Annotated in this window: 14 protein-coding genes; 6 read left to right on the top strand and 8 right to left on the bottom strand. The window is 68.5% G+C overall.

Going from position 1 to position 17,462, the window contains the following annotated elements:
* Positions 1-100: 100 nt before the first annotated feature.
* Both ACF8ME_RS25810 and hrpA read right to left on the bottom strand, forming a co-directional pair.
* Positions 101-751, bottom strand: a complete 651-nt coding sequence (locus tag ACF8ME_RS25810; protein WP_043790239.1) for a cysteine hydrolase family protein — start codon at positions 749-751, stop codon at positions 101-103.
* 266 nt (positions 752-1,017) lie between these two features.
* On the bottom strand, positions 1,018-5,091 hold the full coding sequence (hrpA, locus tag ACF8ME_RS25805; protein WP_392418810.1) for an ATP-dependent RNA helicase HrpA: 4,074 nt from the start codon (positions 5,089-5,091) through the stop codon (positions 1,018-1,020).
* A gap of 214 nt (positions 5,092-5,305) precedes the next feature.
* Between hrpA and ACF8ME_RS25800 the strand changes: the two genes are divergently transcribed.
* Positions 5,306-6,472 (top strand): metallophosphoesterase, encoded by a 1,167-nt coding sequence (locus ACF8ME_RS25800; protein WP_392418808.1) that lies wholly within the window; start codon positions 5,306-5,308, stop codon positions 6,470-6,472.
* Positions 6,473-6,475: 3 nt separating this feature from the next.
* Here ACF8ME_RS25800 and ACF8ME_RS25795 read toward each other — a convergent pair whose 3' ends face one another.
* Positions 6,476-7,207 carry an ABC transporter substrate-binding protein gene (locus ACF8ME_RS25795; RefSeq protein WP_212646551.1) on the bottom strand — a complete coding sequence of 244 codons (732 nt, stop codon included), beginning with the start codon at positions 7,205-7,207 and terminating at the stop codon, positions 6,476-6,478.
* A 279-nt stretch (positions 7,208-7,486) separates the two neighbouring features.
* Between ACF8ME_RS25795 and ACF8ME_RS25790 the strand changes: the two genes are divergently transcribed.
* The gene (locus ACF8ME_RS25790; RefSeq protein WP_074923501.1) at positions 7,487-8,194 is read left to right on the top strand and encodes a hypothetical protein; all 708 of its coding nucleotides are present in this window, start codon (positions 7,487-7,489) and stop codon (positions 8,192-8,194) included.
* Complete coding sequence (locus ACF8ME_RS25785; RefSeq protein WP_016448231.1) at positions 8,142-8,888, top strand: Fic family protein; 747 nt, start codon at positions 8,142-8,144, stop codon at positions 8,886-8,888. The genes ACF8ME_RS25790 and ACF8ME_RS25785 overlap by 53 nt, the downstream gene beginning before the upstream one ends.
* A 27-nt stretch (positions 8,889-8,915) precedes the next feature.
* On the opposite strand, the gene ACF8ME_RS25780 is transcribed toward ACF8ME_RS25785, so the two are convergent.
* From ACF8ME_RS25780 to ACF8ME_RS25770, 3 genes are all read right to left on the bottom strand, one after another.
* Complete coding sequence (locus ACF8ME_RS25780) at positions 8,916-10,061, bottom strand: AAA family ATPase (protein ID WP_392418803.1); 1,146 nt, start codon at positions 10,059-10,061, stop codon at positions 8,916-8,918.
* Positions 10,062-10,096: 35 nt separating this feature from the next.
* On the bottom strand, positions 10,097-10,951 hold the full coding sequence (locus ACF8ME_RS25775; protein ID WP_392418800.1) for an RNA ligase family protein: 855 nt from the start codon (positions 10,949-10,951) through the stop codon (positions 10,097-10,099).
* A gap of 411 nt (positions 10,952-11,362) precedes the next feature.
* Positions 11,363-12,220 (bottom strand): LysR family transcriptional regulator, encoded by an 858-nt coding sequence (locus ACF8ME_RS25770; RefSeq protein WP_016448234.1) that lies wholly within the window; start codon positions 12,218-12,220, stop codon positions 11,363-11,365.
* Positions 12,221-12,350: 130 nt separating this feature from the next.
* Between ACF8ME_RS25770 and ACF8ME_RS25765 the strand changes: the two genes are divergently transcribed.
* Positions 12,351-12,734, top strand: a complete 384-nt coding sequence (locus ACF8ME_RS25765; RefSeq protein WP_016448235.1) for a tautomerase family protein — start codon at positions 12,351-12,353, stop codon at positions 12,732-12,734.
* Positions 12,735-12,784: 50 nt separating this feature from the next.
* Here ACF8ME_RS25765 and ACF8ME_RS25760 read toward each other — a convergent pair whose 3' ends face one another.
* Positions 12,785-13,669 carry a LysR family transcriptional regulator gene (locus ACF8ME_RS25760; protein ID WP_016448236.1) on the bottom strand — a complete coding sequence of 295 codons (885 nt, stop codon included), beginning with the start codon at positions 13,667-13,669 and terminating at the stop codon, positions 12,785-12,787.
* A 132-nt stretch (positions 13,670-13,801) separates the two neighbouring features.
* On the opposite strand from ACF8ME_RS25760, the gene ACF8ME_RS25755 reads away from it, so the two are divergent.
* Both ACF8ME_RS25755 and ACF8ME_RS25750 read left to right on the top strand, forming a co-directional pair.
* Entirely contained in the window at positions 13,802-14,791 is a 990-nt protein-coding gene (locus ACF8ME_RS25755) for a tripartite tricarboxylate transporter substrate binding protein (protein WP_013801719.1), read from the top strand.
* A gap of 13 nt (positions 14,792-14,804) precedes the next feature.
* A complete protein-coding gene (locus ACF8ME_RS25750) occupies positions 14,805-16,436 on the top strand; it encodes a gamma-glutamyltransferase family protein (RefSeq protein ID WP_392418797.1) in 1,632 nt (543 codons plus the stop codon).
* Positions 16,437-16,461: 25 nt separating this feature from the next.
* Here ACF8ME_RS25750 and ACF8ME_RS25745 read toward each other — a convergent pair whose 3' ends face one another.
* Positions 16,462-17,457, bottom strand: coding sequence for a tripartite tricarboxylate transporter substrate binding protein (locus ACF8ME_RS25745; protein ID WP_392418794.1), 996 nt, complete (start codon positions 17,455-17,457; stop codon positions 16,462-16,464).
* Positions 17,458-17,462 lie beyond the last annotated feature (5 nt).

The raw sequence follows: 17,462 nt of genomic DNA, 5'->3' as shown, positions 1-17,462 counted from the left end.
TCGCCGTGCCAGTGCGCAAGGATGCGGCCAGCACCACGACGGAGTACGGCAACGCCGTGGATTCTCGCTAGGAGACGATGCGCGGGCCCTGCCTGCAGGCTCAGCGCAGGGGCAGCTGCACCACATGCGCGGTGGGCATGACATCGCCGAACACATCCTCGATCTCGGCCAGCGCGGCACGGTGCAGGCTGTCGGCGTCCACGGATTCGCCATTGCTGCGCGTGATGGCACGTGTGGCCACGGCGTCGCTGGCCACGACGACCTCGAAGCCCAGCGGCGCGGCATCGCGTGCGGCGCCGGCCACGCAGGCGTGCGTCATGAGGCCGCAGATGACTACGGTGGTGATGCCGCGCGAGCGCAGCTGGTCGGCCAGGTCGGTGCCGACGAAGGCGCTGACGCTGCGCTTTTGCACCACGGTGTCGCCCGCGCGCGGCTGCAGGCCGGGGTGGAACTGGACGGTGCTGCCATTGACGGCGAACACGGGTGCACCTTCCGGGGCAATGTGCTGGATGTGGAACACGGCAACCTGCCCGGCATCGGCCCATTGCAGCAGGCGCCGGGCCTGCTCCAGGACCTGCGGGCCGCGCGGGATGGGCAGGCGGCCGCTGAAGTACTCGTTCTGGAAGTCGATGACCAGCAGCGCCGTGGCACCCCGTGGCAACTGGCTGCGCCCCGGCGCGCCTGACAGGGCGCGGAGGGTGGGATGGCTGGTGGATTGGGTGGCCTGGCTGGCCTGTTCTGCGAGGGACATGCAGTGCTCCTGAAAACGGGAAGTGGTTGATGCCTGCAGTCTAGAAACGCACAGGGCCCACCACAACGCCATGGAGCGGCCAGCATCTGTGCAGGTTCTGCACAGATCGCCCGTGCTTTGAAAAATGCCCCATCTCTGTGATGGCGCATACGGCCTTGGGCCTTGCATCGCTCCAACCGGCTGCGTGCCGGTGAAGGTGGCGATGCCGCGTTGAACCATGGCCTGCGGCCCTCCCGATCACGGAAGGGCCGCAGGCCGGCACGGCGCTAGTTCTGCAGCTGCTGCCAGACCTTGTCCAGTCGCTTGATGCTGACCGGGTACGGCGTGCGCAGCTCCTGGGCGAAGAAGCTCACGCGCAGCTCCTCCAGCATCCAGCGGTACTCCTGCATGCGCGCATCGATATGGCCCTTGCGCTCGGCCACCAGGCGCCAGTAGCGCTGCTCCAGCGGGCGCAGCTCGGCCAGGCGGCTGGCGTCGCGCGCAGGGTCGGCGCGGTACTTGTCCAGCCGGCTGGTGATGGCCTTGAGGTAGCGCGCGTAGTGCTGCAGCTGGGTCCAGGGCGCGGCCGCGATGAAGTTCTTGGGCACCAGGCGCTGCAGTTGCTGGGCGGCGTCGGCCGTGGCGTCGGGCGCATTCTTGGTGTCCTTGATCTTGCGCTGGGCCGCCGCGTACTCGACCAGGATGGTGGAGGCCATGCGCGCCACCTCGTTGGCGATCAGCGTCAGCCGGCCGCGCCCGTCCTGCACGCGCTGCTTGAACTGCGCGTCGTTGGTGGGCAGCGGCTCCTGCAGGAAGGCGCGGTCTATGGCCACGTCGATGATCTGCTCGCGCAGTTCCTCCTGCGTGCCCAGCGGCATGTAGGCGACGGCCATCTTCTGCAGATCCGGGATGTTCTTTTCCAGGTACTTGAGCGCATCGCGGATCTGCAGCGCGAACAGGCGGCGCAGGCCCACGCGGTGGCGCGCGGCCGCGACCTCGGGCTCGTCGAAGACCTCGATGCCGACGGCATCGCCGTGGTCGATCAGCGCCGGAAAGCCGATCAGCGTCTGCCCGCCCCGGCCGATCTCCATCAGCTCGGGCAGCTCGCCAAAGCTCCATTCCTTGTAGCGGCTGTCGGCGGGCTGGCTGGGCCTGGCGTTGCTGGCGGGCTTGGCCTGGTCGGGCTTTTCCGCCTTGGCAGCGGGCGCAGGCTTCCTGCCGGCTTCGGGCGCGGTGGCAGCGGGTGCAGCAGGGGCCTCGGTGACCGAAGCCACCTTCAGCGCGGCCAGCGCCTGGAAGGCGCCGCGCGCCTTGGCGCCCAGTTCGGCCTTGAGCGCGCCCAGGTTGCGGCCCTGGCCCAGTTGGCGTCCATGCTCGTCCGTGATGCGGAAGTTCATGAACAGGTGCGGACTGAGCATGTCCAGCTTGAAGTCGGCGCGCTTGACGTCCAGCGAGGTCTCGTCGCGCACCTGCTTGAGCAGGGCATCGATCAGCGATCCCTGGCCCCAGCGCTCGGGCGTGGTGAAGAGTTCGGCCAGGCGCTGGGCGCTTTCGGGCAGGGGCACGAAGCGGCTGCGCGGGCGCTGCGGAAGGCTCTTGAGCAGGGCCTGGAGCTTGTCCTTGAGCATGCCGGGCACCAGCCATTCCACGCGCTCGTCGCTGACCTGGTTGAGCACGAACAGCGGCACGGTGACGGTGATACCGTCGCGTGCGTCGCCCGGACTGTGCAGGTAGCTGGCCGTGCAGTCCACGCCGCCGAGCTTGACCACCTTGGGAAAGGCCTGGGTGGTGATGCCGGCAGCCTCGTGGCGCATCAGTTCGTCGCGCGACAGGCGCAGCAGGTCGGCGTTTTCCTTGGCCGCCTCGCGGAACCAATGGTCGAAGGTGGCGCCGCTGAACACGTCCTTGGGGATCTGCTGGTCGTAGAAGGCGTAGATCAGCTCGTCATCGACCAGAACGTCCTGGCGGCGGCTCTTGTGCTCCAGCTCCTCGACCTTGCGCACCAGCTTGAGGTTGGCGGGCAGGAAGTGCCAGCGCGTATCCCACTGCCCCTCCACCAGGGCCTGGCGGATGAAGATCTCGCGCGCGGACTGCGGATCGATGCGGCCATAGCTCATGCGCCGGCCGTTGTAGACCACCAGGCCGTAGAGCGTGGCGCGCTCCAGCGCCACCACGTCGGCCTGGTTCTTGGACCAGTGCGGATCGAGCAGCTGCTTCTTGAGCAGGTGGGCGCCGACTTCCTCCAGCCACTGCGGATCGATGGCGGCGATGCCCCGGCCGTACAGGCGCGAGGTTTCCACCAGCTCGGCCGCAACGATCCAGCGCCCCGGCTTCTTGGACAGGTGGGCGCCCGGGTGCGGATGGAAGCGGATGCCGCGCGCGCCCAGGTAGGCGTCGCTTTCATCGCCCTTGTAGCCCAGGTTGCCCAGCAGGCCGGACAGCATGGACAGGTGCACGGCGTCGTAGCCCGCGGGCTCGGTGTTGACCTTCCACTTGTGCTCGTTGACCACGGTCAGCAGCTGCGAGTGGATGTCGCGCCATTCGCGCACGCGGCGGATGTTGATGAAGTTCTGGCGCAGCAGCTGCTCCCACTGGCGGTTGCTGAGCTTGTGCGAGGGCTCGTCATCCGTGCCGGGACCGGTGTCCTGCGGATGGAAGGCCGCCAACGCCTCGGCCGCCGGGGCGGCCACGCTCTGCCCGCCGCTGCGCTGGGCCACGGGCAGGAAGGCGGCATTGCGCGCCGACGGCTTGGCGGCCGGTGCCTGGGCCGTGGCCATTTCCTTGCGGCTCTTGGCCACCACCTTGCCGCCGCGCGCATCCTGCAGCCATTTCCACAGGCGCAGGTAGCCGCTGAATTCGCTTTTCTCGTCGTCGAACTTGGCGTGCTGCTGGTCGGCCTGCTGCTGGGCCTCCAGCGGCCGGTCGCGCACGTCCTGCACGGACAGGGCCGAGGCGATGACCAGCACCTCGGCCACGGCGCCGCGCGTGCGCGCCTCCAAAATCATGCGGCCCACGCGCGGGTCCAGCGGCAGGCGCGACAGCTCGCGGCCCATGGGCAGCAGCTCGCCGCGCTCGTCCACGGCGCCCAGCTCGCCCAGCAGCTGGTAGCCGTCGGCAATGGCACGGCCCGAGGGCGCTTCGAGGAAGGGAAAGTTCACCACGTCGCCCAGGCCCAGCGACTTCATGCGCAGGATGACGCCGGCCAGCGAGGAGCGCAGGATTTCAGGGTCGGTGAAGCGCGCGCGCGTGCCGAAGTCGGCCTCGTCGTACAGGCGGATGCAGATGCCGTTGGCCACGCGGCCGCAGCGGCCGGCGCGTTGGTTGGCCGCTGCCTGGCTGATGGGCTCGACCAGCAACTGCTCGACCTTGCTGCGGAAGGAATAGCGCTTGACGCGCGCCGTGCCCGCATCGATCACATAGCGGATGCCGGGCACGGTCAGTGAGGTCTCGGCCACGTTGGTGGCCAGCACGATGCGCCGGCCCGTGTGGCTGTCGAAGATGCGGTCCTGCTCGGCCTGCGACAGGCGCGAGAACAGCGGCAGCACCTCGGCATGGCGCAGCACGGGCTGCTGTGCCAGGTGCTTGCGCAGGTGGTCGGCCGCCTCGCGGATCTCACGCTCGCCGGGCAGGAAGACCAGGATGTCGCCACCCGCGCCGCCGGCCCACAGCTCGTCCACGCCTTCGGCGATGGCGTCGTTGAGGTCATGGTCGCGCTTTTCCTCGAACGGGCGCCAGCGCATCTCCACGGGGTAGGTGCGGCCCGAGACCATGATCACGGGCGCAGGCCCCTTGGGGCCTTCGAAGTGCCTGGCAAATCGCTCGGCATCGATGGTGGCCGATGTCACCACCACCTTGAGGTCGGGGCGCCGGGGCAGGATCTGTTTGATGTAGCCCAGCAGGAAGTCGATGTTGAGGCTGCGCTCGTGGGCCTCGTCGATGATCAGCGTGTCGTAGGCCTTGAGCAGCGGATCGGTCTGCGTCTCGGCCAGCAGGATGCCGTCCGTCATCAGCTTGACCGAGGCGTCCTTGGACAGCCGGTCCTGGAAACGCACCTTGTAGCCCACCACATCGCCCAGCGGCGTGTTCAGCTCCTCGGCAATGCGCTTGGCCACCGAGCTGGCGGCAATGCGGCGCGGCTGCGTGTGGCCGATCAGGTGGCCGCGCACCTGGCCCTTGTCGTCGGGCGTGGCGTTGACCTTGCCCCGGCCCAGCGCCAGCGCGATCTTGGGCAGCTGCGTGGTCTTGCCCGAGCCCGTCTCGCCGCACACGATGATGACCTGGTGCCGGTCCATGGCCTCCATGATTTCCTCACGGCGGGCGGATACGGGCAGGGATTCAGGGAAGCTGATCTTCAAAGGCATAAGGGGCTGGATTATCCCCGCGCCATGCCGGCGGCGCCACGCGGCTGCAGATTTCCATACGCCGGCCCTGTGCCGCCCGCATGAAAACCCCCGCATGCCAGGGCCTTCGCCAAGTCAGGCCAGCGGCATGCAAGGCATTGCGCACAATCGGCGCTCGCCTTGCCGCCCGCTCCCGGCGCTGGCCGCCTCACCCGCCTTCCTCGATCTGCTCCCCATGGTTACTCTTGCCGCCCTCGTCATCCCGCTATTGGCCCTGTGGCTGTGGTGGCCCGTCCGCCTGATGCCGCGCCGCGCCCGCCTGATGGCGGCCGTCGCCACGGCGGCCCTGGGCTGCACGCCCGCCCTGCTGCTGGTGCTGCTGCGCGAGGGCACGGTCGAGTACCGCACGCTGGCCTATCTGCAGGTGCCGGGCGGCTGGGTGCTGGCCCTGCTGCTGATGCTGGCCGTCTTCATCGTGCTGCGCGACGGCCTCTGGGCGCTGGCCGCAGTGAGCCGGCGCGAGGACTGGAAGCAGCGCCTGCACGCCCCGCTGCTCACGGCCGGCGCCCTGGCCCTGGCAGGCCTGCTGTCGGCCTGGGGCGTGACCAATGCGCTGCGCCCGCCCGAGGTGCACGAGCGCACGCTGCGCCTGCCCGGCCTGCCCGCCGGCCTGGAAGGCCTGCGCGTGGCCGTGCTGGCCGACATCCACGCCAGCCCCATCAACGACGCGCGCTATGTGCAGACCATCGTGGACCGCACGCTGGGGGCGCGCCCCGACCTCATCGTGCTGCCCGGCGACATGGTGGACGGCGACGTGGACAGCGGCCGCGCCAACATCGCGCCGCTGGCGCAGCTCAAGGCACGCCACGGCGTCTGGGCGGCGCCCGGCAACCATGAGTACTACAGCGGCTACGACGCCTGGATGGCCGAATTCCGCCGCCTGGGCCTGAACCTGCTGGAAAACCGCATGCAGCTGATCGATGTGCAGGGCGCGCGCCTGGCGCTGTCGGGCATCGGCGATCCGGCCTATGGCCGCCTGTCGCGCCAGAACACCGACCCGTCCGTGCCCGAAGGCGTGCCGCCTGACATCGACACCGTGGCCCGCCAGGCCAAAGAGGCCGGTGCGCAATACCACCTGCTGCTGGCCCACCAGCCCAAGACCGCCCGTGACAACGCTGCCCACGGCGTGGGCCTGCAGCTGTCGGGCCATACGCACGGCGGCCTGATCCTGGGCATGGACCAATGGCTGGTGGCGCCCGCCAATGACGGCTTTGTGCGCGGGGAGTACGAGGTCGGCGCCATGAAGCTCTTCGTCAGCGCCGGTGCAGGCCTGTGGGCCGGCTTTGCCGTGCGCCTGGGCGTGCCGGCCAGCATCGACCTGCTGGTGCTGCGCGGCGCCTGACCTTCAGGCCGCAGGCGCAACCGCTGCGCCCTGGATGCCGTGGCGCTGCAGTGCCTCGGCCACAAAGCCCGAGGCCTTGGCCTCTTCCACAAAGGCCGCCAGCACGCGCAGGGCCTCATCGCCCCGCCCCTTGGGCAGGCCCATGGCCTGCTGGATCACCATGAAGCGGCCCGGCAGCAGGCGCAGGCCGGGCAGGCGGGCGGCATCGGCCTCCAATTGCTGCTTGACGCCGGCGGCCACGTCGGCCGTCGATTCCACAAAGGCCTGCACCACGGCGGGCGAGGACACGGCGCGCTCTATCTGCGCATGCTTGAGCTCGCGGCTCAGGTACAGGTCATAGGCGCTGCCCTTGCCGACCACGACCGTGTGCCCGGCCCGGTCCACCTGGGCGTTGTCGGTCAGCGGCGAATCCTGGCGCACCAGGTAGCTGCCCTCGATCAGCACATAGGGTGCCGTGAAGCCGATGCCCGCGCCGCGCACGGGGTCCACGGCAAAGAAGCCGAAGTCGGCCTCCTCGCGCGTGACGGCATCCACCGACTTGGCGGCCGTGTCGAAGACCACCAGTTCCAGCTCCAACCCCAGCTGCTGCGCAAAGCGCCGGGCCAGGTCGATGGACACGCCCGCAGGCCGGCCGTCGGCATCCAGCCGCGCAAGAATGGGATTGCCGGTGTTGATGGAGGCGCGGATGCGGCCAAGCGGCGCGAGGGTGGACAGCAGCTGGGAGGAATGGTTCATGGATGGCTTTCGAAGTGGCAGACAGAAGGGGCGGCGGTCTTCAAACCTTCATTGTCTGCGCACACGGCCGGTGCAAGGTCCGGGTGTCATCTCACCAGCGAGCATGGCTTGCCGGTATCGGGTCTTGGATTGCCATTGCGTCCAGCACTGGAATTGGGGTTGGACTTCATCGCAATCCCTGCTGGTCAAGCGGCATGAAATCCGCGCACAACCCATTGTTATAAAAGGAAAAAACAACACCTTAAAATCAGACCATGTAGAGATCGTCTGAGGCAGAGAATGAACCTGGACAGCAAACTTCAGATATCGCTGAGCAAGCGCTCCGGCAACATCGTGCTCCGGCGAGATCTGACCAGATTGGCAAGCGCTTCCCACCTCAGCGAGGCCTTGCATGACTTGGTCTCGGACGGCCGCCTGATCCGCCTGGGCGCCGGCATCTATGCCAAGGCAAGGCCCGACGCCAGCGGCGATCCGCAGTTGCTCGCCCCCAGCGATGAGCTGGTCAGGGAGGTGCTGGACAGACTGGGAATCAGGTTTCGCAGCGTGGATCTGGTCAACGAGGCGGGCCAGGCCACGCTGCTGATCGATGCAGGCAGCCAGCGCGTCTCACGCAGGCTGAATCTGGGCGATGTCGCCGTGCGCTATGTCCGCAATCCCTCGGCACCTGATGAACCCGGCGAAACCTTGCCCGCAGACGTGAACGCCCTGCCCACCAAAGGTGTACGCCAGTTTGTCGAGCGGCTGGCCCGCACGCACCACATCCAACACCAGCGTACCGGACTGGACGACTATGCACAGGCAGTCACACGCGCTGCAGGAGATGAAGTGGAGCTCGACAGCACGGGCAAGCTGCTCGTGGCCTTGAAGAAAAAACATGTCATCAATGGCCGGCAGCTTGCCAGGCTGATGACCAATCACATGAGGGAGGTGCAGGATGTTCGATCCGTTCGGGGACTTCGAAAGCGCGGGCTACCTGCGCAACATTGAAGGACTGAAAGACGCCCGTGAGGTCAAGATCCAGGAACACCTCTTTTTCGAGGCCAACCTGGAAGAAGCACTTGCCTTTCTGGCAAGCATCCGGGGCCGGATTGGCTACCGCGATTTTTTGCGCGTTCACGCCATCCTGTTTTCCGACTTCTACCCCTGGGCCGGCCAGGACAGGCGTGCGCTGGGCGTGGGCCGGCTCGTCGGCAGGGGTGCAGGCCTGCAATTCGAAGTGTCAGAGCTGTGCCAGCGCGCCGTCGAATGGGGCCTGGACATGGGCAACGATGCAGGCACCCTGCGCGACAAACCTGGTGCTGTCATGGGCGCGTTTGCCTGGGGTCATCCCTTTCTCGACGGAAATGGACGCAGCATGCTGCTGATCCATGCCGAGCTGTGCCACCGCGCGGGCTTTGCCATCGACTGGCTGGCCTCCAACAAGGAGGCTTATCTGAAGGCACTGACCCAGGAGATCCAGAACCCGCAAGGCAGACACCTCGATGCCTATCTGCGCCCCTTGATCACCTCTGCCAACACGCAGACCACCTTGCTTGATCATCTTCGGGCATTGCCAGGGCTGAAGGGTCCGGGCGATGACGTGCATCGCCCGGACATGAACGTGGCATACCGGGCCGACGACCAGGAAGCAGCCCAGTCCTATCTGGAGATGAAGCGCGCACGCGGCGAGCATGCCGCTTGACAGCGGTACAGCAACCCTCCCCCTCCCCTACCCCTCATTGACCAGCAACGACAGCGCATGCGCCTCGGTAGGCAAAGGCACATCCCAGCGCTGCAGCAGGCAGAGCAGGGCCGCGTTGGTCAGCGTGGTGTCGCGCGCGCGGTTGCGGGCCAGCAGGGTTGGGCGGCTGGCTTCGAGGTGCACGAGTTCCACGCGGGCGCCGTAGGCCAGGCACAGGTCCACGGTCTTGCCGCGCATCTGGCGCGACAGGTGGGTGGCATTCCAGACAAAGGGCTGGCCCGCGCGCAGCAGGGCCTTGGCCTTGTCCACGGCATGGTGGGCGGCCGCGCCCTCGTTCTGGCCGTGGCGCAGGCCCAGCTCCGTACGCGCATCGTCGAAGGAGACCACGGGCAGGTCGCCATGGTGCGCCGCCACCCAGGTGTTCTTGCCGCTGGCCGGCAGGCCGCACATGACGATGGCGCGCGAGCCTTCCTGTGCGTGCAGCGCATAGTCGGGATGCAGCTGCGCGCCGCGGAAGTAGCGCACCGCCGTCTCGGCCGAGGCAAAGCGGCGTGGCGTGCGCAGGCAGCCCTCTTCCAGCGCGAACTCGCGCACCAGTTCGATGTTGACCAGCACGGACGCAATGTCCGGGCAGATGCGACCGCGCATGTCGGCCCGCGCCAGCAGCGTGAGCAAGTGCAGGTCCACCTGCCAGGACAGCTCGCGCACGATGAACTCGGGCGAGAGGCCGCGGCGCGAGTCGGCAAAGGCGAAGAACGGCACCTGGTGCACGGCGATCAGCCGGCAGATGGCCTCGCGCTGGTCCACGGGCGCGCCGGCTTCCCAGAGCATGAGCCGCGCATCCAGCGCACCCCGGCGCGAATGGCCGGGCTGGCCGATGCGGCCGTCCTCGCCCACCACGGTGGTCGAGCACTTGGCCACGTCGTGCAGCAGCGCGGCCAGGAAGACCGTCTCGCGCTCGGTGGCGGTGAGCGCCGCATGGCCGGGATCGGCCAGCAGCTCGCGCACCACCATCTGCGTGTGCGTCCAGACATCGCCTTCGGCGTGATAGACGGGGTCCTGCGGCGTGGTTTTGGCCTGCTCCAGCTGGGGGAAGGCGGCCAGGCAGGCCGCGAAGTCGGGGTCGGCGCCGGGCTGCGGCACCAGGGACTGGATCTGTTTCCAGTTCGTCATGGCAATCTCCTTGCGATGGGTCTGCGCTGCAGGCCTCACCAGCTTTTTGAAATATCGGCCGCAAAGATGTCTGCGCCCTCGCGCAGCCCGTTGGGGACGATGGGCCGCTCGCTGTGGTGCGAGCCCGAGTCGAGGATGACCTGCACGAAGTCCGGCCGCACGAACTTGTAGCGCGCCACGGTCTGGCCGTCCTGCTCCACCTTGAGGTAGAGGCCCTCGGCCAGCTCGGAGCCGTCGGTCTGCCGCCAGCACAGCGGCAGGTCCAGCTTCTGGCGGGCCACCACCTGCTCGAAGGCCTGGCGCCAGCGCGCGCTGCGGCCCAGCGAAGGGGCCAGCAGCGCCAGCAGGTCCTGCATGCGCCGGGGCGCCGCCCCGCTGTAGAGCACGGGCACCGAGACCACGGGCACGCCGGCCAGCAGGGCATGGCGGCGCGGCGTGTCCAGGAAGCACTGCGCCGAGCGGTCCCAGATGTCGAACTCGCAGAACCAGTGCGGCAGCGCGTCGTAGAACAGCGAGTGCTTGGCGTACATCCACTCGCCAAACACCTGGTAGCGGTCGTCCAGCAGGGACAGCAGCGCGCCCTCGTGGGCCTGGGCCCATTGCTTGAAGAGGTTGAACTGGCGCTCGCGCCCGCCGGGCCGCTCGCTGTCCAGGTAGTGGCCGCGCGACTGCAGCAGCAACTGGCCGTCGCCGGCAAAGCTCAGCGCGGCGTTGGCGCCGTCGAGCTTTTCCTCGACGACGATGTGCCGGCCGGCCAGCCGCTCATAGGGCACGGCGTCGTCCTGGTCACCGGACTGCAGGCGCGAGCCGCGCAGGTGCGGCGTACGGGGGTACTTGAGGATCTCGACGCTCGAAAGAAAGTGAGCGCCTTGGGCAATGGATGGGGTCATGTCGTGCTTTCCGAAAACGATGCAGCACCCCACGGCGACATGCCGTGGAGCGGGAAAAGCCGACGACGACGCCAGGCGCCGCAATGCAGGGGATGCAGCGACAGCGCGGCCTGGCCCGTGGTGGCCGGGCCGGCAGGCTGTCGAAGGGGAAGATGGCAGGACTGTCGGGGCCGTCCGCAAACCGGACGGTCAGCCGCAAGCCCTCAAAAGGCCACGCACCGCAGCGCACACGCAAAAGACATCCGGGGCAAGGCCAGGATCAGCGTGTGACGAAGTCGTTCAGCAGGAAGCTGTGCGGCGGGGCATGGTGCACCTCGAAAGGGTGAGGGTGGATGGGAGGGGTGCGAGTCTATCGCCCGTTGCCCCGCAGGCACAAGCGGCTGCGCGCCATGCCGGGCCGATTGTTGGCTGCTAGCCACGCACGGCGGACTTGAAGGCGGCGCCCAGCGCATCCAGCGCCGCGCGCGGCCGGCCTTCGCGCACGCGGGTGTGCAGCAGCACGGGCAGGCGCGGCAGCGTGGGCAGGCCCAGGCGCGGGCCCACGTCCACGGCGCCCAGGGCCAGCATGCGCGGCGCCAGCGCGGCCACGCCCAGCCCCGCCATGACGGCGGCCGAGACAGCGGCCACGCCACCGCCCACGAACACCTCGGTCCACGGCATGCGCGCCGTATCCAGCAGCTGCCCGGCCATGGCGCGCACGCCGCAGGGCTCGGCCAGCGTGGCCAGCGGCAGGGGCTCGCCCGCGCGGTGCTGCCAGCCGGGCGCGGCAAACCAGCCGAAGGGCTCCTCGGCCAGCAGCTCGCCGTCGTCACGCCCGGCATGCGTGCGAACGATCACCGTGTCGTACTCGCGCCGGTCGAACCCCTGCAGCAGCGGGCCGGACGATGCGATGCGGATGTCGATCAGCAGCTGCGGGTCCTGCGCATTCATGCGGGCGATCAGGGCCGGCAGCTCAGGCCCGGCCACGTGGTCGCTGATGCCGATGGTCAGCCGCTGGCGCGTGCTGACAGCCAGCGCCAGTGCGCGCTCATGGGCCTGCAGCAGTTCGCGCGCATGGGGCAGGAAGTCGGCACCCAGCGCCGACAGCTGCACATGGCGCGGCGTGCGCTCGACCAGCCTGCAGCCCAGCCTCTGCTCCAGCCGCTTGAGCTTGAGGCTGACGGCGGCCTGCGTGGTCTGCATGGCTTCGGCCGCGCGCGTGAAGCTGCCCAGGTCCGCGATGTGCACGAAGCCTTGCACGGCATCCAGGTCCAGAGGTCGTTGAATCATTGCAATCCATTATTACTGATATCAGCAATCATGGCTTTTCAAAATATCTGGTGCGGCCTACCTTCGAGGCTCCCACTACGCAAAGCAACGCAACTCAACTCAACGCAACGCAACGCAAAGGAGCCACACCATGCCCATGACCCGGATCAACATGCGCGCCGGCAAGTCCCCCGCCTACCGCCAGGCCATCTGCGACAGCCTCTACCGCGCCATGCGCGAGACCTTCAACGTGCCGGAGGACGACCAGTTCATGACCATCACCGAGCATGACGGCGACAACTTCCGCTACAGCGCCTCCTACCTGGGCGTGGCGCGCAGCGACGATCTGGTGCTGGTGCAGCTCACGGTCAGCAACACCCGCAGCCTGGAGCAGAAGATGGCGCTGTTCAGCCGCATCGCCGAGCTGCTGGTCGAAAGCCCCGGCCTGCGGCCCGAGGACGTGTTCGTCAACCTGGTCGAGGTGGACAAGGAGAACTGGTCCATGGGCCACGGGCTCGCGCAATACGCAACTTAAGACACGCGGATCGGCGCAACACCCACAGCAGCGCGCTCAGTCCGGCACACTCAGTCCGGCACAGCCAGCGCCGCCACGAATTGCTGGCCCACGGCGGTGATGATCTCGGCGCGCGCCGCCGTGCGCAGCTGCACCAGGGCGATCTGCCGGCTCTCGGCAGTCTGGGCAAGGGGCAGCACGCGCAGGCGCGGGTCGCCCTCCCAGCCATGCCGCGCCAGGTTGGGCAGCATGGCCACGCCCATGCCGTCGCGCACCAGCTCCACGATGGTCTCGATGGAGTTGAGCTCCAGGAACTCCTGGGGCTTGGCGCGCAGACGGCGCAGCGTGCGCTCCACCAGCTCGCCCGTGTGCTCGGTGCGGTCGAAGCGGATGAAGGGATAGCGCTCCACCATGTCGGCAGGCGCCGCTGGCCGGGCGGCGCGCGGCGCCAGCAGCACCATGGGCTCGGCGTACAGCGGCGTCCAGACCAGCGAGGGGCGCTTGATGGCCGGGTTGTAGACCACCACGGCCGCGTCCAGCTCATGGTTCTCCACCTGGGCGATCAGCCGGTTGGACTTGCCCGAGACCACATGCAGGTCCACCGCCGGATGGTGGCGCTTGAGCTCCAGCGTGGCGCGCACCAGCTGGCTCAGCGCCGAGACGATGGAGCCGAACTGCACGGTGCCGGCCAGCGGTGCGTCGGCCCGCGTGCCGTGCTTGGCCTGCTCGTACAGCGCCACCAGCTGGGTGGCAATGGGCACCAGCGCCCGGCCCTGCTCGTTGAGCGTGACCAGCTTGCCCTGGCGCGCGAACAGCTTGCGCTTGAGGTCGTTTTCCAGCGTGCGCATCTGCAGCCCCACGGCCACCTGGGTCAGCGCCACGCGCTGGCCTGCCGCGGTGAAGGAGCCCTCCGCCGCCACGGCCAGAAAAGTGCGAAGAATGCGCAGGCTTGGCATAAAAGTTTTGCTTTCAAGATTCGTAAGAAATTCCAGCTTTCACCAAACAGTTTCTATCATCAAAATCGCTGGCAACCGATAGCCGATCGTCCTGATCGCGCCCTCCCACTTCCCGGATTTCTGGAGATCTCCATGCCTGCACCCGTGTCCCGCCGCCTGCTCGTCTGCTGCGCCGCCCTGTTGACCTGCGCCACGCCCGGCTGGGCCGCGCCCGCCGCCGATGCCTGGCCCTCGCAGCCGCTGAAGATCATGGTGGGCTTTGCCGCCGGCGGCGCCAACGACATCGTGGCCCGCATCCTGGCCAAGGAGCTGCAGCAGCGCCTGGGCCAGAGCGTGGTGGTGGAGAACCGCGGCGGCGCGGGCGGCCTGATCGCCAGCGAAGTGGTGGCCAAGGCGCCCAAGAACGGCTACACGCTGCTGTTGGGCTCCATCGGCAGCAACACCGTGGCGCCCGTGCTGGCCAAGAAGCTGTCGTTCGACCCGCGCAAGGACCTGGAGCCCATCACCCTGGTGGCCGAGTCCGGCAACGCGCTGCTGGTGAACGCCGCCCTGCCCTACAAGACAGTGCAGGAAATGATCGAGGCCGCGCGCAAGGCGCCGGGCAGCATCAACTACGCATCGTCGGGCAACGGCTCCACCCTGCACCTGGCCGGCGCGCTGTTCGCGCAGCAGGCCGGCGTGAACCTGGTGCACGTGCCCTACCGCGGCAACGGCCCGGCCATCACCGATGTGTCGGGCGGCCAGGTGCAGGCCATCTTCTCGGGCATTCCGCCCGCCATCACCTCGGCCAAGACCGGCCAGACCCGCATCCTGGCCGTGACCACGAAGCAGCGCGTCAAGAACCTGCCCAACGTGCCCACCGTCGCCGAGGCCGGCCTGCCCGGCTATGCCTTCACGTCCTGGTACGGCCTGTTCACCACGGGCGGCACGGACCCGGCCATCGTCGAGCGGCTGGCCCAGGAAGTGCGCAAGATCATGGAGCGCCCCGAAGTGCAAGCCCAGTTCGAGGCCCAGGGCCTGGACCCCGAGACCAGCGACCCCAAGTCCTTCAAGCAGCAGATCGACCGCGAGCTGACGCGCTGGAGCCGTGACGTGAAGACCATGGGCATCACCGCCGACTGAGGCAGGTTCTTTCATGCACGCCTCTTCCTCTCCCTTCACTCCCGGCAATCCCTACGACTCCAGGCGGGTGCCCGTGTTCGCGCGCAATGCCGTATCCACCTCCCATCCGCTGGCGGCGCAGGCCGGCCTGCGCATGCTGTGGGCAGGCGGCAACGCGGTGGACGCCGCCATTGCGGCGGCGGCTACCATGACCATCGTCGAGCCGGTGAGCAACGGCCTGGGCTCGGACGCCTTCTGCATCCTCTGGGATGGCAAGGAACTGCACGGGCTCAACGCCAGCGGCCGCGCACCGCAGGGCTGGGCGCCCGAGTACTTCCACCAGCGCTATGGCCGCCAGGACAAGCCGCCGCGCCGGGGCGTGGACTCCATCACCGTGCCGGGCGCCGTCAGCGCCTGGGTGGCCCTGCACGAGCGCTTCGGCAAGCTGCCCTTTGACGCGCTGATGGAGCCGGCCGCCGAGATCGCCGAGCGCGGCTACCTGGTGCCGCCCGTGGTCCAGCAGAAATGGGCCGCAGGCGCGCCCGAGCTGCAATCGCAGCCGGGGTTCAGGGAAAGCTTCCTGCCCCGGGGCCGCGCGCCGGAAGTGGGCGAGCTGTTCCGCTTTCCCGCCGCAGCGCGCGCCCTGCGCGCCATCGGTGCCACGCGCGGCAAGGCCTTCTATGAAGGCGAGATTGCCCGGGCCGTGACCTCGTTCGTGCAGCAGCACGGCGGCTGCCTGGGCATGGCCGACATGGCCGCGCACGAGGTGCAATGGGTGCAGCCGCTGGCCAAGGACTACCGCGGCCACACTCTGCACGAGATCCCGCCGGGCGGGCAAGGCATTGCAGCGCAGATCGCGCTGGGCATTCTGTCCAACTTCGACCTGGCCAGCCTGCCCGTGGATGGCGTGGCCTCCCAGCATCTGCAGATCGAGGCCATGAAGCTGGCCTTTGCCGACATCTACCGCTACGTGGCCGATGCGGACATGGAGGTGACGCCCGCACAGATGCTCGACGACGCCTACCTGGCCTCGCGCGCCAGGCTCATCGATCCGCGCCGTGCGCAGGACTTCAAGGCCGGCAACCCCGTGCGCGGCGGCACCATCTACCTGACGGCGGCCGACGAGAACGGCATGATGGTCAGCTTCATCCAGAGCAACTTCTCGGGCTTTGGCTCGGGCGTGGTGGAGCCGAGCTTCGGCATCAGCCTGCAAAACCGCGGCCACGGCTTCGGCACCGACCCCCAGCACCCCAACCGCGCCAACCTGGTGGGCCCGGGCAAGCGCCCCTTCCACACCATCATTCCGGCCTTCCTGACCCGCGACGGCCAGCCCGTGATGAGCTTCGGCGTCATGGGCGGCAACATGCAGCCCCAGGGCCACATGCAGACTGTGGTGCGCATGCTGGACTACCGCCAGTCGCCCCAGGCGGCCTGCGATGCGCCGCGCTGGCGCGTCAACGAAGGCCTGGCCATCAACGTGGAAGGCGGCATGGACCCGGCCACCATTGCCGGCCTGCAGGCGCTGGGCCACCAGGTGGAGGTCATCCACGACCCCTACCAGGACTTCGGCGCCGGCCAGTTCATCTGGCGCATGGGCGATCCCGCCGTGGAGGGCTACCAGATCGCCAGCGACCCGCGCCGCGACGGGCTGGCGGCCGGGTACTAGAGGATCGGGAAAGTGCGCGCGGCGGCTACTCCGCGCGCAGGCGCCCCTGCCGGGTCAGCCGCGCCGCCAGTGCGGCCTCTTCGCTGACCAGGCGCTGCAGCACGGCCGCGCTGGCCGGGAAGGGCTCGCTGCCCAGCTCGCGGATCAGGCGGCTGAACTCCGGGTCGGCCACAGACTGGGAGATCCAGCCATACAGGCTGTCCACGCTGGCCGTGGGCACGCCCTTGGGCGCGAACACGCCCACGAAGGTGGTGGCATCGAACACCGGCAGGCCCAGCTGGGCCAGGTCGGGCACATCGGCCAGCCCGCCCCCGGCGCGCGGCCCCAGCACGAGCAGCGCGCGCAGGGCGCCGCTCTTGATATGCGGCGTGGAGCTGGTGATCTGGTCCACCACGGCATCGATCTGCCCGCCGATCAGATCGACCAGGGCCGGCCCCGATCCCTTGTAGGGCACGGGATTGACGCGCACCTTCACCGCATCTTCCAGCTGCAGCACGGCCAGGTGATTGGGCGAGCCCGGGCCGGCATGGCCCACGGTCACGCTGCCATCCCTGGCCTTCATCGCCTTGATGAAATCGGCAGCGGTCTTGAAGCGCGCGTCGTTGGCGCGCACCACCACGACCACGGGCGTGCGGCTGACCACGGCAATGGGCGCAAAGCTGTCGGCGCGGTAGGGCAGCTTGATCATCTCGGGCAAGGTGCCCAACTGGCCCGGCGTGGCCACCAGCAGCGTATGCCCGTCCGGCTCGGCGCGCGCCACCCAGCCCGAGCCCACGGCACCACCGCCGCCCGCACGGTTGTCCACGATCACGGACTGCCCCGCATGCCGGGCCAGCGGAATGCCCAGCGTGCGGGCCACGATGTCCACATTGCCGCCCGGCGCAAAGGGCACGACCAGCGTGAGCGGCTTGGCCGGAAATGCGCGCGCCTGCACTGCCGATGCAGCCGATGCCGCAGCCAGCGCCGCGAAAGATACCGCCGTGCGGATAAAGCCTCTGCGGCCCGATGTGATTCGATTCATTTTCT

Origin of the sequence: Delftia sp. WSY_7 (assembly GCF_043104845.1) — a bacterium.
Taxonomy (GTDB): domain Bacteria; phylum Pseudomonadota; class Gammaproteobacteria; order Burkholderiales; family Burkholderiaceae_C; genus Comamonas; species Comamonas tsuruhatensis.
The sequence above is the reverse complement of the archived record's forward strand: the minus strand, read 5'-3'. Positions and strand labels throughout refer to the sequence as shown.

Coding starts and splice junctions, on each gene's coding strand:
- ACF8ME_RS25810 (WP_043790239.1), bottom strand. CDS start 751: ATGTCCCTCGCAGAACAGGCCAGCCAGGCCACCCAATCCACCAGCCAT.
- hrpA (WP_392418810.1), bottom strand. CDS start 5,091: ATGCCTTTGAAGATCAGCTTCCCTGAATCCCTGCCCGTATCCGCCCGC.
- ACF8ME_RS25785 (WP_016448231.1), top strand. CDS start 8,142: ATGTTCGATCCGTTCGGGGACTTCGAAAGCGCGGGCTACCTGCGCAAC.
- ACF8ME_RS25745 (WP_392418794.1), bottom strand. CDS start 17,457: ATGAATCGAATCACATCGGGCCGCAGAGGCTTTATCCGCACGGCGGTA.
- ACF8ME_RS25755 (WP_013801719.1), top strand. CDS start 13,802: ATGCCTGCACCCGTGTCCCGCCGCCTGCTCGTCTGCTGCGCCGCCCTG.
- ACF8ME_RS25800 (WP_392418808.1), top strand. CDS start 5,306: ATGGTTACTCTTGCCGCCCTCGTCATCCCGCTATTGGCCCTGTGGCTG.
- ACF8ME_RS25790 (WP_074923501.1), top strand. CDS start 7,487: ATGAACCTGGACAGCAAACTTCAGATATCGCTGAGCAAGCGCTCCGGC.
- ACF8ME_RS25780 (WP_392418803.1), bottom strand. CDS start 10,061: ATGACGAACTGGAAACAGATCCAGTCCCTGGTGCCGCAGCCCGGCGCC.
- ACF8ME_RS25775 (WP_392418800.1), bottom strand. CDS start 10,951: ATGACCCCATCCATTGCCCAAGGCGCTCACTTTCTTTCGAGCGTCGAG.
- ACF8ME_RS25770 (WP_016448234.1), bottom strand. CDS start 12,220: ATGATTCAACGACCTCTGGACCTGGATGCCGTGCAAGGCTTCGTGCAC.
- ACF8ME_RS25795 (WP_212646551.1), bottom strand. CDS start 7,207: ATGAACCATTCCTCCCAGCTGCTGTCCACCCTCGCGCCGCTTGGCCGC.
- ACF8ME_RS25750 (WP_392418797.1), top strand. CDS start 14,805: ATGCACGCCTCTTCCTCTCCCTTCACTCCCGGCAATCCCTACGACTCC.
- ACF8ME_RS25765 (WP_016448235.1), top strand. CDS start 12,351: ATGCCCATGACCCGGATCAACATGCGCGCCGGCAAGTCCCCCGCCTAC.
- ACF8ME_RS25760 (WP_016448236.1), bottom strand. CDS start 13,669: ATGCCAAGCCTGCGCATTCTTCGCACTTTTCTGGCCGTGGCGGCGGAG.